Origin of the sequence: Polyangium fumosum (genome assembly GCF_005144585.1) — a bacterium.
Taxonomy (GTDB): domain Bacteria; phylum Myxococcota_A; class Polyangia; order Polyangiales; family Polyangiaceae; genus Polyangium; species Polyangium fumosum.
On sequence record NZ_SSMQ01000033.1, the window covers coordinates 39,714 to 54,231 of the forward strand.

12 protein-coding genes are annotated in these 14,518 nt (G+C 70.3%); 6 read left to right on the top strand and 6 right to left on the bottom strand.

The window, feature by feature from the left end:
• Positions 1-13: 13 nt before the first annotated feature.
• Both E8A74_RS27955 and E8A74_RS27960 read right to left on the bottom strand, forming a co-directional pair.
• The gene (locus E8A74_RS27955; RefSeq protein ID WP_136932139.1) at positions 14-1,057 is read right to left on the bottom strand and encodes a ParB N-terminal domain-containing protein; all 1,044 of its coding nucleotides are present in this window, start codon (positions 1,055-1,057) and stop codon (positions 14-16) included.
• 70 nt (positions 1,058-1,127) lie between these two features.
• Positions 1,128-2,585, bottom strand: coding sequence for a serine/threonine protein kinase (locus E8A74_RS27960; RefSeq protein ID WP_170229427.1), 1,458 nt, complete (start codon positions 2,583-2,585; stop codon positions 1,128-1,130).
• Positions 2,586-2,686: 101 nt separating this feature from the next.
• Here E8A74_RS27960 and E8A74_RS55005 point away from each other — a divergent pair, with 101 nt between their 5' ends.
• Positions 2,687-4,546: a thrombospondin type 3 repeat-containing protein gene (locus E8A74_RS55005; protein ID WP_136932141.1), complete on the top strand. Its 1,860-nt coding sequence runs from the start codon at positions 2,687-2,689 to the stop codon at positions 4,544-4,546.
• Here E8A74_RS55005 and E8A74_RS27970 read toward each other — a convergent pair.
• Both E8A74_RS27970 and E8A74_RS27975 read right to left on the bottom strand, forming a co-directional pair.
• Positions 4,503-5,906, bottom strand: coding sequence for a hypothetical protein (locus E8A74_RS27970; protein WP_136932142.1), 1,404 nt, complete (start codon positions 5,904-5,906; stop codon positions 4,503-4,505). The two genes, E8A74_RS55005 and E8A74_RS27970, sit on opposite strands and share 44 nt — an antisense overlap.
• 13 nt (positions 5,907-5,919) lie before the next feature.
• On the bottom strand, positions 5,920-6,936 hold the full coding sequence (locus E8A74_RS27975; protein WP_136932143.1) for a peptidase associated/transthyretin-like domain-containing protein: 1,017 nt from the start codon (positions 6,934-6,936) through the stop codon (positions 5,920-5,922).
• Positions 6,937-7,024: 88 nt separating this feature from the next.
• Between E8A74_RS27975 and modB the strand changes: the two genes are divergently transcribed.
• The 5 genes from modB to E8A74_RS28000 all read left to right on the top strand — a co-directional run bounded on the left by modB (position 7,025) and on the right by E8A74_RS28000 (position 12,491).
• Positions 7,025-7,702, top strand: coding sequence for a molybdate ABC transporter permease subunit (gene modB / locus E8A74_RS27980; RefSeq protein ID WP_211365462.1), 678 nt, complete (start codon positions 7,025-7,027; stop codon positions 7,700-7,702).
• A complete protein-coding gene (locus tag E8A74_RS27985; RefSeq protein WP_136932145.1) occupies positions 7,699-8,424 on the top strand; it encodes an ATP-binding cassette domain-containing protein in 726 nt (241 codons plus the stop codon). Before modB ends, E8A74_RS27985 begins: the two co-directional genes overlap by 4 nt.
• Positions 8,421-8,810, top strand: a complete 390-nt coding sequence (locus E8A74_RS27990) for a hypothetical protein (protein ID WP_170229428.1) — start codon at positions 8,421-8,423, stop codon at positions 8,808-8,810. The genes E8A74_RS27985 and E8A74_RS27990 overlap by 4 nt, the downstream gene beginning before the upstream one ends.
• A 133-nt stretch (positions 8,811-8,943) precedes the next feature.
• Entirely contained in the window at positions 8,944-11,313 is a 2,370-nt protein-coding gene (locus E8A74_RS27995) for a 3-hydroxyacyl-CoA dehydrogenase/enoyl-CoA hydratase family protein (RefSeq protein WP_136932147.1), read from the top strand.
• A 14-nt stretch (positions 11,314-11,327) separates the two neighbouring features.
• Positions 11,328-12,491, top strand: a complete 1,164-nt coding sequence (locus E8A74_RS28000) for a thiolase family protein (RefSeq protein ID WP_136932148.1) — start codon at positions 11,328-11,330, stop codon at positions 12,489-12,491.
• A gap of 69 nt (positions 12,492-12,560) precedes the next feature.
• Here the strand turns inward: E8A74_RS28000 and E8A74_RS55900 are convergent, their stop codons facing one another.
• Positions 12,561-12,836 (bottom strand): hypothetical protein, encoded by a 276-nt coding sequence (locus tag E8A74_RS55900; RefSeq protein ID WP_338089491.1) that lies wholly within the window; start codon positions 12,834-12,836, stop codon positions 12,561-12,563.
• A 368-nt stretch (positions 12,837-13,204) separates the two neighbouring features.
• A complete protein-coding gene (locus tag E8A74_RS28010; RefSeq protein ID WP_170229429.1) occupies positions 13,205-14,374 on the bottom strand; it encodes an AAA family ATPase in 1,170 nt (389 codons plus the stop codon).
• Positions 14,375-14,518: the final 144 nt, after the last annotated feature.

Consider the following 14,518-nt stretch of genomic DNA (forward strand, 5'->3'; position numbering starts at 1 on the left):
GTCTCGCGCGGACCTAGGCCGCCTCTTCCAGCGGCGGGCCGCCGGTGCGGGCGATCTGCTCGTGCCGCACCCGGCCGACGTCGAACGAGCGGGCGGCGTCGAGCATGCGGTCGAGGAGCTCGTCCACGGCCATCGTGGCGCCCCTGCGGAAGCGGAGCGGGTTCAGCCGCGCGACGACGAAGGGCTTGAGGAAGGGGCTCTCGAAGCCGCGGGCCTTGAGCGCGGCGGCGATCGTGGTGACCCGGTCGTCGAGCGCGAGGAGCTTCTGCGCCTGCGCCTCGCGGCGGGCGAGCGCGTCTTCGAGCGGGAGGTCGAGGAAGGCGTCCGTGGCCCGGAGCAGGCCATGGTACGAGCCGCCCGAGAAGCGCGGCCGGGCCTCGTAGCAGAGGCCGAGCGTGAGCAGCGCGGGTTCTTCGAACTCGAAGGAAAAATCCGCCTCGGTGCGGTCTGCGCCGGCCTCGGCGAGGGAGCGGGCCATGCGGATGACCTCGAGCGCGCGCTCGTGGACGTTGTGGGCCTTTTCGGTGTTGAGGGCGAGGATCTGGTAGGCGACGCGCTCGTCCGGCACGACGAGGGCGACGAGGGCGCGGCCGCCGAGGCGTTTCATCGCTTCGAGGCGGTGGCGGCCGTTCGGGGTCCAGTAACGGCCGTCGGGCCTGCGGAAGGCGATGATCGGGTCGAGGAAGGAGCCGATCTTGTCGATCACGGCGGCGAGTTTGTTCGCGTGGGCCTCGGAGAGATCACGCTGGAAGGGCGTGGGCTCGACGCGTTCGAGGGGCAGGCCCGCGAGGACGGTGGGGTGGGCGCCGAGCGGGTCGCGGTAGACGGCGAGGACCGAGCCGCCGTCCTCCTGGATGGCGCGCGTGAGGGCGTCGATCTCGGGCGGGACGGGGCCGGCGAGCAGGACGCCGGCGGGCAAACCGCGGGATCCCTCGGCGGGGCCTTTCTTGCGGCGGGCGCGTTTCACCGGCGGCGCGGCAGCCTCGGGCTTCGTCGCGGCGGCGGCCGTCTCGGGCGCTCTTTTGGGGCGGGGTGCGGCGCGTTTGGTCGTGGCCATGCACCACGTTCGTTCGGCGCGACGTTCGTCCCGGCAACTGGTTCGAAGGGGATCCACCCTTCGGTTGGGCTCAATCCCGCACGTAAATCGAGGTTGAACGAGGCGTCGGCGTCGCCGTGGAGGTGGCAGGCGGGCGCGCGGACGCCTTCGTGGAGGAGGCGCGGGGCGTGGACGACGGGGCGGGCGTCGGGGAGGGCGCGGCGACCGCGGACGAGGTGGGGGGCGCCTCGGCGGTCGTGGGGAGGAGCGGCGAGGGGGCGGGAGCCGGGAGCGGGGAGACGTCGACGATGGGGGGGCTCGCGGAGCTTCGGGGCGGCGTGTCCTCCGTGGTCGGGGCGGGCGGCGGCGTGGGGGGCGCGGCGAGGAAGACGCCCGTGGCCAGGGCGCCCACGCCGAGCAGGCCCAGGGCGAGGAGCGTGGTGTTGCGGATGCGGCGGGGGGGTTTGTCCGGGGGCGCAGCCGTGCCTCCCGAGGCCGCCCGGGGGGCCACGGGGGGCGCTGTCAGCGTGACGGCCTCGCGGCCGGTCTTCGAGAGGGCGGGGCGATCGCTCGGCACGAGGCGGAGCCGCGCAGGGCCGAGGGGCGCCTGGGCCGGGAGCGGCGTTTCACCTGCGCCGGTCGTCGTGGGGAACGACGGCGCCGGCTGGCCGAGCACCTCGGCGAGGGCCCGGACGGCCTCGGCGGCGGAGGGAAAACGGTCGTCGGGTGCGAATGCGGTGGTCCTCGCGAACCAGGCGTCGAACGCAGGCGGGAGTTCGACGCCCGCCTGCTCGGCGCGCGCGCTCGCCGGCTCCTGCGGGCCCCGGCACACCCGCGTGGCGAATGCAAATACATTCAGCCCCGATTCGGTTTCCTTGTACCAATAGGCCACACCGCAGAGGAGCGTGTAGGCGATCATGCCCAGGGCAAACACGTCGGTCGCGGGGGAGACGGACGAATCCTCGTCGAACTGCTCGGGCGCCATGTAAAGAGGGGTGCCCATCGAGCGCGTGGTGCCCGCTTGGGAGGCGCTTGCCGCCAAGATCTTGGCGATACCGAAATCGAGCACCTTGATGCGCGGGGGGCCCTCGTCGGGCGCGCACAAAAAGAGGTTGTCGGGCTTGAGGTCGCGGTGCACGATGCCGGCGCGGTGGGTTTTGTCGAGCGCGAGCGCCGTTTGGCGGAGGTGCTCGATCACCTCGGTCGGGCTGAGCGGCCCGAGGCGACGCACGCGTTTGCCGAGGTCCTCGCCGCGGAGCAGCTCCATCACGAGGAAAGGCATGCCGCTCGGCGCGTCGATGCCCGCGTCGAGCACGTCGACGATGTGCTGGCTCTGCACGTTCGCCGCGACGCGCGCTTCTTGGCGGAAGCGGCCCCGGAGCTGGTCGCTCTGGATGCAATGCGGCAGCATCACCTTGAGGGCGCAGTGCCGCTGGGTCTCGGCGTGGACGACCTCGTAGACCGCGCCCATCCCGCCGGTGGCAATGCAGCGGACCACCTCGTAGCGGTCCGCGAATACACTGCCTGGAGAGAGCGGCCCTGCCGACATGGCGGGGACCATAGCGCGGCGCCGGTTCGAAGAGAAGCGTCGGGCCGAACCCGGATGCGGCGTGGAGATCCGGCCGTGTCCTTGCAAGTAACCGATCCGACATGCGAGCATCCGCGAGCAAGGAGGCCACGATCACGATGAGTTCGGGGGACGCTCGGAGCGCCAAGCGGCGCGGGTCGCGCGGCGCGGGCGCCTGCGTGGTCGTCTCCGCGTTCGCGGCGGCGAGTTTTTTCCCGAACGTCACGCGCGCCGATCCGGCCGTGTGTGCCCTCGAGCCGGCGATGTGGCCCGCGCGCGCGAAGCCGTATTTCCTGATTGCCGTCGATTCGTCGAGCGCGATGACGGCGAGCGTCATGCAGGGCGGGGCCGCGGTGGCGAACTCCTGCGGCTACCCGACCACGCGTATCGGGCACACGAAGTGCGCGGTGAAGAAGACGGTCCAGGCGTATGGCGACAAGGTGAGCATCGGCCTCGCCGCGTTTGCCCGCGGGACGGTCCTGACCTGCTCGTCGTCGTGCGGCAACGACGGAAACGGGTCGTGCATTTGGCTCGATTATGGCGGAGGGGGCTCGCCGCAGTCCGGGTGCGGGCCGGAGCCGAGCTCGCTGCCGAGCTCTTCGGACCGGCGCGGGGCCGAGATCCTGGTGCCGGTGCAGCGCGACAACTTCTATGCGCCGCCGCTCGACCCCTCGAACGTCTCGGAGCTCTTGTTATGGGTCGATCACGCCTGCGCGCCGTCCGGCGGGATCCCCAAGGAGGTGTGGGCGACCGGCGGCAGGCCGCTCAACGGGGTGTTGCGCGACGCGTATCGATACTTTTCGGTCGGCTGGAGCAGCCCGAACGGAGGCCGGTCGTTTCCGTCACCATTGTCCGACGCGGGAGAACGGCCTTGTCGGCCGCTGCGGGTGATTCTTCTGACCGCCGGCACGGAGGCCTGCGACGACGCGGCGGACGCGGCGGACGCCGCAGCGGATCTGCTCACGGGGTTCTCCAAGGGAGGGATCTCCTGGAGCGTGAAGACGCACGTCGTCGATTTCGGGAGCATCGCCGTCAACGACGCCATTGCGGGCGCGGGAGGGACCGGCAAGGCGATCGCGGCGGCCGACGAGGCCGCGCTGACGGCGGCCCTCGCGAGCATTCTCGACGGCTCGCTCGTCGGCGAGACCTGCGACGAGACCGACAACGATTGCAATGGCTGCACGGACGAGGGGTTCGGGAAGGGGGACGCGTGCAGCGCGGGCATCGGCGCCTGCATGAGCACGGGCATGCTGGTGTGTGACGGCAATGGCGCGACCGCGTGCAACGCCACGCCCGGAGAGCCCACGGCCGAGGTGTGCGGCGACGCGATCGACAGCGATTGCGACGGGGCACCGAGCAATGGGTGCAGCGCCGACGCAGACGGGGACGGCGTGCCCGACGCGTACGACGATTGCCCGGACGTCGCCAATCTCGACCAAGGGGACCAGGACGGCGACGGCGTGGGCGACGCGTGTGACGCCGATCCCGACGGCGACGGGATTCCCACGGAAATGGGCGACAACTGCCCGATGACGCCGAACGTCGGGCAGGAGGACCGCGACGAGGATGGGGTCGGCGACGCGTGCGACGCGGACGACGCCGTCGACGACGACGGGGACGGGGTCGCCGATACGAACGACGTTTGTCCCGGCGTCCCCGATGCGGAGCAGAGCGACATGGACGGCGACGGCGCGGGGGATGCGTGTGACGCCGACATCGACGGGGATGGCGTCGCCAATTTCGCGGATTCGTGTCCCCTGGATCCGCGTCTCTCCTGCCCGAACCCCGTGGTCGACGTGTCCGGGTGCGCCTGCCGGGTCGGGAGCGCCGTCGGCGCGGGCCCCGAGCTTTGGGCCTCGATCCTCGCGGGCCTCGCCGTCCTCGCCGGTCGCCGCTCCGTCAATCGATCCGCATCCAGAACGGCTCGAACGACTCGGCGCTGACCATGTCGTCCCCGGCGGTCAGGGTTCCCTCGAAATCACCCACCAAAAAGACGCGCCCCTCCTCGCTCACGGAAATGCCCGTCGCGCGCTGCGCATACTTGCCCCCGAAGGTGCCGGCGCGCCGCGTCCTCAGGGACGCGTCGATCTCGAGGACGAGCATGTCCTCGGCGCCTTGGCTCTCGAAGACACGATCTCCCACCTCGACCCGGCCCGTGTAATCGAGCGCGACCACGGCGCCTCCGTCCGGCGTCCGCGCCATCGCCCTGGCGCGCGTGACGCCGGTCTCGCCGAAGCTCCGGACCTTGACGAGCGCGCCCTTGGAATCGATCGTCGCGACGAACGCCGCGCGCTCCGCCGACGTCGCCGCGAGCGTGGCGCCGCGTCCCACGCGGCCGGAGAAGCTCCCGAGCACGAACGTCTGTCCCGTGGGATCCACGATCACGCCGGCCGCCTCCTCGTCGCCTGTGTCCCCCAGCGCGAGCATCCATCGCGCCTCGCCCGCGCCATCGAGCGCGGCCACAAAGACGTCGCTGCCGCCCGCGCTCACGACGGCCGCGTTGGCCGGATCGAGCGAGCCCTCGAAATCGCCGACCACGACGGCCCCGCCGTCCGGGCCCGCCGCGATCGCCGCCGCTCGTTGCGCGAGCGGACCACCGATCTGCGCGGCGAACCGGGCATCTCCCGCGGCGTTCAGCGAGGCGACGAAAACGTCGTAATCCCCCTCGCTCGCGAGCGGGCCGTCGCCGAGGTCGAGCGTGCCCGAAAACATGCCCGCGAGGATCGTCCCGCCGTCCGTGGTGGTCGCCACGCTCGTCGCGCGTTGCTCTCCGACGTCCCCGAAACGTTTTGCTTCGCCGAGGACCTCGCCTCCCGGGTTGAATCCGTCGAGGTTCGCGAGAAAAGCATCCCGCCCGCCCACGCTCTCGACCCGGCTCGGCCCGAAATCGAAGGCGCCTGCGAGATCTCCGACGAGGACGATGTCGCCGTCCGCGCGCGCGGCCGTCGCGCGGGGGCGCACGGAGCCGAGATCCCCGGTGACGACGGACGCAATCAGCCCGCCTGCCGGGGCGAGCTCGAGGAGAAAGAGGTTTTCCTCGGCCGCACACGGCCTGGGGGTCATGCCGAGGAGCAGCTCGCCGCTGCAATGGCCCACGACGACGGATTCACCCGCGCTCCGTGCCGCGACGCCCGTGAGCGCGCGCGCGCCCGTGCCGCCGACCTTCACGACGGCCGCGGCCTCGAACGTGCCGATCGGACCCTCCTGCCACGTCGGGAGCGGATCCTGGAGCGCCGGCGCGCAAGCCGGCAGGAGCGGGAGCGCCACGAGGAGTGCGAGCGCGGACGGCGGGGCCCTTCGCATGAAACGCGTCCTTTCAAAAATGGCCAAGGACGACAGCGCCGCCGGCGCCCTTCGTGGCCCACGGAACGAAGGTCACGGCCTCGGTCGCCTTCGGCGCACCGTACGTCCGGACGAACCCCACGGCAGCGAGACCGACGCCGGCCGCGCCGAGCGCGCCGAACGTGAGCGAAAGGGCGAGGTCGCGGTTCCACGACGCGCGGTACGCGTCGGCGAGCCCGGGTTCGTCGCACGTGCCGTCGGGGCAGCGCTCCGCCACGGCGTTCCGGACGTTCATGTGCGCGACGGTGAACGCGATGCTCCCGCCGATCGCGGCGAGGCCCCCGATCCCAGCGATCCAGGCCCAGGTCGGGACCACGCGATGCGCATGATCGGGGGGCTCGGGGGAGCGAAGGTCGGTCGAGGAGAGGGGAGGGAGGGTCGGCTCCGCGGGCGCCGCCTGCACGTCGAGCTCCACGGTCTTCGACTCGCCTTTGGCCACCGTCACGCGCGTCTCGATCGGCGGAGCGCCGAGCATCTGCGTCGTGAGGACGTGCTCACCCGGATCCACGGGCAGCGCCGTGCCGAGCGAGGCCGCCCCGAGCTCGAACCCGTCCCGCGTGACGCGGACTCCGGACGAGGTTTTTCCGCGGAGGACGAGGCTGAGCTTGGGGATCGAGGGCTCGATCGCAGCTTTTTCTTTCCGGGCGATGGCCGCGCGCGCCCCGTGTTTGGGCCGGAGCGTCGCCGGCATGGCGTCGACGAGTCGCAGATATTCCGCGTAATGGGCGGAGGCCGAGGCGATCTTGCCCCAGAGGCGCTCGCATTCGGCGAGGGTGAACAAGGTCCCCGCCCGCGGGTCGAGGCGCTGGCTCTCGGCGAACGCGGGGCAAGCCACGTCGAAATGGCGGGCCTGCATCTCGGCCAAACCGCGGTCGAAGAGGGCCTCGGCCGCCGCCTCCTGCTGCGCGTGCGCCGGGGTCGCCCCGAAGAGCGCGGCCGCGCCGGCCAGAGGCCACGCGAAACCCCAGAGGGGCTTCCAAACGCCGGACATGAGAGACGGTATCGTTGGGCCAAGCGAGGCGTCAAGCCGCGCGCGCATCGCTGGCCCACGCGCGCCGCGGCGTCTAGCATCGCCGCCGGTGGAGTCGTCCACGTCGTTCCCCATCCTGCTCTCGCTCCGTGTCGCCGGCCTGGCGCTGCTCTTCGTCGGGCCGATCGGGCTCGCGATCGCGCTCTTGCAGGCGCGTGTCCGGTACAGGCTGCGTGGGCTCGTCGACGCGCTCGTGCTCTTGCCGCTCGTCCTGCCGCCCTCGGTCGTCGGGTACTTCCTCGTCGTGGTGTTTGGGCGGCGGGGGCTCCTCGGGCGGATGCTGGAGGAGGGGCTCGGCGTGCGGCTCGTGTTCTCGCCGGCCGGCGCGGCGCTCGCGTCGGCCGTCGTGGCGCTGCCGATCCTCGTGAAGACGGCGCAACCGTCGATCGAGGCGGTCCCGTCGCGGCTCGAAGACGTGGCGCGGACGCTCGGGCTCCGGCCGTGGGAGGTCGTGTTTCGGGTGACCCTGCCCCTCGCGTGGCGTGGGGTGCTCGCGGCGCTCGTGCTCGGCTTCGCGCGGGCGATCGGCGAGTTCGGGGCGACGTTGATGCTCGCGGGCAACATCCCGGGCCGCACGAACACGATGCCGGTGGAGATTTTTTCGGCCTTCCAGGAGGGCGACGACGCGCGCGCCGGGCTCTACGTGATCGTGCTCTCGGGGATCTCGGTCGTGGTCGTGCTCGTGGCCGGCTTGCTCGGGCCCAAAGAAGGGCGGGCACCGGCATGAGCGGCGCGCCCGCGCTGGAGGTCGATTTGCAGGTCACCGTGGGGCGCGGCGCGTCGGTGTTCACCGTCGAGGCGCGCTTCTCGTTGCCTGCGGGCGTGCTCGTCCTGTTCGGCCCCTCGGGCGCGGGCAAGACCGTCACGCTGCGCGCGATCGCCGGCCTGATCCGGCCGAAGCGTGGCTCCGTGCGCCTCGCGGGGGAGGCCCTCGACGACGGGATGCGCGGCGTCCACGTGCCGGCCGAGCGGCGGCGGATCGGGTACGTGCCGCAGGATCAGGCGCTCTTTCCGCACCTCGACGTGCTCGGCAACGTGGTCTTTGGCCTGCCCCGCGCCGAGCGCAAGAAGCCGGGCCCCGCGACGCTCGCGCTGCTCGACGAGCTCGGGCTCTCGGCGCTGCGCGGGGCGCGCGTGGACGCGCTCTCCGGCGGGGAGCGGCAGCGGGTGGCGCTCGCGCGGGCGCTCGCCGCCGAGCCGAGGCTGCTTTTGCTCGACGAGCCGCTCTCGGCGCTGGATCGCGCGGCGCGGTTCTCGATCGGCCGATCGCTCAGGGAGGCGCTCGCGCGGCGGTCGCTCCCGGCGGTGCTCGTCACGCACGACGCGGAGGAGGCGGCGGCGTTCGGGGACGTGTTCGTTCAATTCGAGCGTGGAAAACCGGCCCGGGAGTTGCCGCGGGAGGTCGTGCTCGGTGAAAAAGGACCATGCCCCCATTGCGGCAAGCCGTGATCGGCGAGCACGTCGCGACGATCGAGCCGCCGGATCTGCTCATCCTCTCCTTCCGCGGCGTGATCCGCGCGCCCCACGTCGCGGAGTACGCCGCGCTGCGCGCCGATCTGCTCTCCGATCAGCGCTACCTCCTGACCCTCGCGGACCTGCGCCGCGTCGAGGACGTCGAGCCCGCGTGCCGCCGCAGCATCGCGGCCATCCGGGACGAACGCGCGCAGGCGACCGCGTTCGTCGGCGGCAGCTTCCGCTTCCGGGTCGTCGCGGAGCTCATCGCGAACGCGGCCCGCGTCTTTGCGCACAGGAAGCTCGCTTTCCGTTTCTTCCCCGACGAAGCCCCGGCACGCGCCTGGCTCGCCGACATGCGCCGGACGTTCCGCGGCGCGTGAGCGGGCCAGGGTGGACATGACGCTCCGTTTCCCCTACCTGCCGTACCTGCCGCGTCGCGGCACCTGTCCGTAGACACCGGCCGGCCTCCGCGGTACCCCTCCGCCGGCAACGACAACCAGGGAGCCTTCTCGGATGAAGCCAATCCACCGTGCAGCCGTCATCGGCGCCGGGGTCATGGGCAGCGGCATCGCCGCCCACCTCGCGAATGCCGGGATCCACGTGGTCCTGCTCGACATGGTCCCGCCGAATCTCGACGAGACGAAAAAAAACGACCGCAGCGCCCGCAACGCGTGGGCGCAGGGCGGGCTCGACAAGGCCGTGAAGGCCAGGCCGGCCGCCTTTTTCCACCCCTCCTTCGCCCGCCTCGTCGAGGTCGGCAACGTGGAGGACGATCTCGAGCGCGTGAAGGATTGTGATCTCGTGATCGAGGCGATCATCGAGAAGCTCGAGCCGAAGCAGAGCCTCTTCGCGCGCCTCGAAGCGCTGGTCAAGCCGGGCGCGATCGTCGCGTCGAACACCTCGGGCCTGCGCATCGCGGAGATGATGGCGGGCCGCGGCGAGGCGTTCCGGAAGAACTTCCTCGTCATGCACTTCTTCAACCCGGTCCGCTACATGAAGCTCCTCGAGCTCGTGGCCGGCCCCGACACGGACCCCGCTGTCTTCGAGCGCGTCGTCCGCTTCGGCGAGGACGTGCTCGGCAAGGGCATCGTCGTCGGCAAGGACACGCCGAACTTCGTGGGCAACCGCATCGGCGTGCACGCGATGCTGGCGACGCTCAACGGCATGATCGAGCTCGGCCTCCAGCCCGAGGACGTCGACGCGATCACGGGCCCGGCGATGGGCCACCCGAAGAGCGCGACCTTCCGGACGGCGGATCTCGTCGGTGTCGACACGTTCGTGCACGTCGCCGACAACTGCTATGCGTCGCTCACCGCGGACGAGGACCGTGAGGTCTTCAAGGCCCCGGCGTTCGCCCGCGCGATGCTGGAGAAGAAGATCCTCGGCGACAAGACGAAGGGCGGCTTCTACAAGAAGGGCAAGGACGGGCAGATCCAGACGCTCGACGTCGCCACGCTCGAGTACCGGGCGAAGGGCGGCGACGAGGCGATCCGCAAGGCGACGAAGTCGATCGAGAAGATCGATTCGCCCGCGGAGCGCGTGCGCAAGCTCGTCGCCGATCAAGGCAAGGCCGGCGCGTTCGCGTGGAAGGTGCTCTCGAAGTCGCTCGCGTACTCCGCGCGGCGGATCGGCGAGATCACGGACGACGTGACCGCGGTCGATGACGCGATGAAGTGGGGCTACAACTGGGAGCTCGGGCCCTTCGAGACGTGGGACGCGCTCGGCTTCGCCGAGACCACGGACCGCATGAAGGCCGAGGGCATCGCGCTGCCGGCCTCGATCGAGAAGATGCGCGCCTCGGGCGCGACGGGCTTCTACAAGGGCGACGAGGTGTACGACCTCGTGAAGGGCGCCTACGTGAAGCGCGCTGTCGATCCGCGGAACGCGACGTTCTCGATCCTGAAGAAGGGCGAGGCGCCGGTGCTCAAGAACGACGGCGCCGAGGCGTGGGATCTCGGCGACGGCATCCTCGGCCTCACCTTCAAGACGAAGGCGAACAGCATCGATCCGGACGTGATCTCGATGCTCTCGCAGGCGGCCGAGAAGGCCGAGGAGAGCTTCCGCGGGCTCGTCATCTCCAACGACGGCGATCACTTCTGCGTCGGCGCGAACCTGTTCATGGTCGTGATGGCGGCCGGCAACAAGGACTGGGAGTCGATCCGCTCGATGGTGAAGAACTACCAGTACGCGACGCAGCGCTTGAAGTACGCGCGCGTGCCGGTGGTCGCGGCGCCGTGGGGCATGACGCTCGGCGGCGGCCTCGAGCTCTGCTTCGGCGCGGACGTGGTGCAGGCGGCGGCCGAGACGTACGCGGGCCTCGTCGAGGTCGGCGTGGGCCTGATCCCGGGCGGCGCGGGCACGCTGAACATGCTCTGGCGCGCGCTCGAAGGCATCCCCGAGGGCGCGAGCATCAACACGCTGGAGATCGTGGCCCAGGTCTTCAAGAACATCGCGCTCGCGAAGGTCGCGACGAGCGCGGACGAGGCGAAGGCGCTCGGCTACTTCCGCAAGACGGACGGCGTCTCGTTCGACAAGGCGCGCCTCTTGACCGAGGCGAAGGCGAAGGCGATCGGGCTGGCGGAGTCGGGCTACCACCCGGCGGCGCCGAAGGCGTACCGGCTGCCGGGCGAGAGCGGCATCGCGACGCTCCGGATGATGGTCGACACGCTCGTCGCCGGTGGTTATGCCACCGAGCACGACGCCAAGATCGCGAACAAGCTCGCGGTCGTGCTCTGCGGCGGCGCGAGCGGCAACGCGCACGACGTGACCGAGGACGAGATCCTCGAGCTCGAGCGTGAGGCCTTCGTGAGCCTGTGCGGCGAAGAGAAGAGCCAGGCGCGTATGCAGTCCATCCTGATGACCAACAAACCCCTGCGGAACTAGGCGAGGCGACGACCATGGCAGACATCGTGATCGTGGAGGCCGTTCGTTCGGCCGTGGGCCGTGCCCACAAGGGAGCGCTCGCGCAGAAGCGCCCCGACGAGCTCGCGGGTGAGGTCATTCGGGGCCTGCTCGCGCGCGTGCCGCAGATCAAGCCGTCGGAGGTCGACGACCTGATCCTCGGCTGTGCGATGCCGGAAGGCGAGCAGGGGCTCAACGTGGCGCGGCCCGTCGGCTTGCTCGGCGGCCTGCCCGAAGAGGTCTCGGCGATGACCATCAACCGGTTCTGCTCGAGCGGCCTGCAGGCGATCGCGCTCGCGGCGGGCAGCATCGAGGCCGGGTACGCGGACATCGTCATCGCGGGCGGCGTCGAGAGCATGTCGATGGTGCCCATGACGGGCAACAAGATCTCGGTCTCGCCCGAGGCGATGGATCGGTACCCGACGGTCTACACGCCGATGGGGATCACGGCCGAGAACGTGGCCAAGCGCTTCAACGTGGCGCGCGCCGATCAGGACACGTTCGCGCTGGCGAGCCAGAAGAAGGCCTCGGCGGCGATCGAGGCGGGCCGCTTCAAGGACGAGATCGTGGCCGTCACGGGCGTGCGCTACAAGGGCAACGAGCGCGTCGCGTTCGAGTTCACGCGCGACGAGCTGCCGCGCCCGGACACGACGCTGGAGGGCCTCTCGGCGCTGAAGCCCGCGTTCGCGACCGTCGGCTCGGTCACGCCGGGCAACAGCTCGCCGCTCTCGGACGGCGCGGCGGCGGCGATCGTGACGACGAAGGCGAAGGCGGACGCGCTCGGCGTGAAGCCCCTCGGCTACCTGCGCATGTTCGTCACGGCGGGCGTGGATCCGTCGATCATGGGCATCGGCCCGGTGCCGGCGGTTCGCAAGCTCCTCAAGAAGACGGGGCTCTCGATCGCCGACATCGACCTCGTCGAGATGAACGAGGCGTTCGCGAGCCAATCGGTCTATTGCCAGCGCGAGCTCGGCATCCCGGACGAGAAGCTCAACGTGAACGGCGGCGCGATCGCGCTCGGCCACCCGCTCGGCTGCACGGGCGCGAAGCTCACGGCGACGGCGCTCTACGAGCTGCGCCGCCGCGGCGGGCGGTATGCGATCGTGACGATGTGCATCGGCGGCGGCATGGGCGCGGCGGGCCTGTTCGAGCGGGCCTGATCGACACGCTCCTTCGCTGAAGAGGGCCCCTGCGCGGATGCGCGGGGGCCCTTGTTTTTGCGGGCGGCCTCAGTCTCCGCCGTCCGAGGCGCGCGCAATGGCTCGGATGGCCTCGCGGAGATCGTCTTCGAGGCGCTGGAAGGCCGATAGCTTCCGCAGGGCCTCGAAACGCACCTCTTCGCCGAAGAGACGATGAACGCTCTCGGCTCCGCGACGGAACCCTCCCTGCTGGAGGATGTGTCGGAGGGACTGCTTTGGATCCACTTCGCGCTCGGGGGCTGCCGGTAGAGAGGGCTCGGCCCCGCGACCCAGGATCGTCCGAAAGACCTCCACATCTGCGAGCATCCAAGCCTCGATCTCGCGCACCGGGACACAGGGGACTGCGACGAGAGGGAAAGCGCTGCTGGCCAGACCAATACCGGGAGCAACGCAGGTCTTTCGCGCCTCGTCCGGATCGCCTCCACCATCGGCGTGAATGACCAGCAATGTGAAAGAGTCCCAATACTCGGCTACTGCGGCTGCGATGCGATCGACTCGCTTCGGCGGGTATGGCCTGGGAGCGTCGATGCCAAGGGTCTCCCCGACCTCGACGCGGCCCGGTTCCAGCTCATTTCCAAGCGTATCGAGCAGGCGATTGATGAGAGGCGAAAGAAAATCGTAGTCGCTCGGCCCCTCTGCATAAAGGGCAGCGCACAGGTACACGCGCCTCCGTGTCATTCGGCCGCCTCGGCGTCCGCGGCGTGGAGCAGCATGTCGACCTCGCGCAGCGACGCAACGAACGCGCTGTCGCTCGGCTTTTTGGGCTTGCCCACGGGGCGGGCTCGGGTCTCGCGCTTGCCGTCGCGAACCACGACGTCCACGACGCGGAGCATTTGGGGCTGGTCGCGAAATGCCGCGACGACGACGGGCGAGTGTGTGGTGAGGAGGATCTGCGTCTTGTCGGCCGAGACGGCCGTATCACGCAGGATCGACAGGAGCCTACGCAGTCGTCCGGGATAAATTCCGTTCTCGGGCTCTTCGATGCCGAGGACGGACGGATGCGGTTCGACCGTGAGCACCGTGAGGAGCGCGAGGGCGCGCAGCGTGCCATCCGAGGCGAGGCGCGCCGGGAGATGCTCCCCGCCGGAGAGCTTGAAGTCGAGGCGCAGAGCGTCTCCTTCGGGAACGACGTCGAAGCCGGAGAGGCCCGGCACGAGCGAGGCGAGATCGGCGCGAATCGCACCGAGGGCGGGCGCGGGGAGATCCGCGAGAATGGCAGCGAGGTTGGATGCGTCGGGGGCGAGGATGCCGGAGCTGATCTTTTCACTGGGCTCGCGGAGGCGGGCGGCATCGAGGTGGAGGATACGGAATGCGCCGAGCTCTCCCACGAGGGCGCTGAAGACATCCGGAGCACTCCCAAATTGGTGCGCAACCACGGTCCTAAGAGTAGTCGTGAATGAAGCCTCTCCGGTTTGCTGGAGGAAAGGGGCCGTCTCGCCGCCGTCGAGCTTCCCCCGCAGACTCTCATGCTCGATCACGAACCTGTCGACTCCCGATCCCTGCGCGCGGCGCTCGATGGTGAGCTCGTATCGATATCGTGTGGGGAACGGCGGCGCTGCCTCCTCGGGTGCTGGAATGGGCGTGCCCAGCGACACCTCGACCGCAAATCGAATCGTCCGACTCGTCTCTCCCCCGAACCGGCTGAACTGATCGAGGACCCGTCCGCGTCCCTTCTTGAACGCTTCCTCCACGGGCATCGAGGCCAGCCGTCCAAGCAGCGCCATTGCCTCCAGCAGGTTCGACTTCCCTGCGCCGTTCGGGCCGACGAACACGGTGAGCGGCTCCAGATCCACCGCGAAATCCCGCAGCGATTTGAACCCATCGACCTCGAACCGCGTGATCATGCCGGTAGCGTACCACGTCGCTGTACGCCAGCCATCCGATCCCATGCGCTTTCGAGGGGAGACGGATGTACCGCCAGGGCCCAGAATTCCCTCTCCAGCCCTTCCATCCCTCGACCCCGGTCGCTTCATGGATGACGCCCACCC

Bases quoted from the DNA above. Each gene is read 5' to 3' on its own strand.
- E8A74_RS27955 (WP_136932139.1), bottom strand. From the start codon at position 1,057: ATGGCCACGACCAAACGCGCCGCACCCCGCCCCAAAAGAGCGCCCGAG.
- E8A74_RS27960 (WP_170229427.1), bottom strand. From the start codon at position 2,585: ATGTCGGCAGGGCCGCTCTCTCCAGGCAGTGTATTCGCGGACCGCTAC.
- E8A74_RS55005 (WP_136932141.1), top strand. From the start codon at position 2,687: ATGCGAGCATCCGCGAGCAAGGAGGCCACGATCACGATGAGTTCGGGG.
- E8A74_RS27970 (WP_136932142.1), bottom strand. From the start codon at position 5,906: ATGCGAAGGGCCCCGCCGTCCGCGCTCGCACTCCTCGTGGCGCTCCCG.
- E8A74_RS27975 (WP_136932143.1), bottom strand. From the start codon at position 6,936: ATGTCCGGCGTTTGGAAGCCCCTCTGGGGTTTCGCGTGGCCTCTGGCC.
- E8A74_RS27985 (WP_136932145.1), top strand. From the start codon at position 7,699: ATGAGCGGCGCGCCCGCGCTGGAGGTCGATTTGCAGGTCACCGTGGGG.
- E8A74_RS27995 (WP_136932147.1), top strand. From the start codon at position 8,944: ATGAAGCCAATCCACCGTGCAGCCGTCATCGGCGCCGGGGTCATGGGC.
- E8A74_RS28000 (WP_136932148.1), top strand. From the start codon at position 11,328: ATGGCAGACATCGTGATCGTGGAGGCCGTTCGTTCGGCCGTGGGCCGT.
- E8A74_RS55900 (WP_338089491.1), bottom strand. From the start codon at position 12,836: ATGCTCGCAGATGTGGAGGTCTTTCGGACGATCCTGGGTCGCGGGGCC.
- E8A74_RS28010 (WP_170229429.1), bottom strand. From the start codon at position 14,374: ATGATCACGCGGTTCGAGGTCGATGGGTTCAAATCGCTGCGGGATTTC.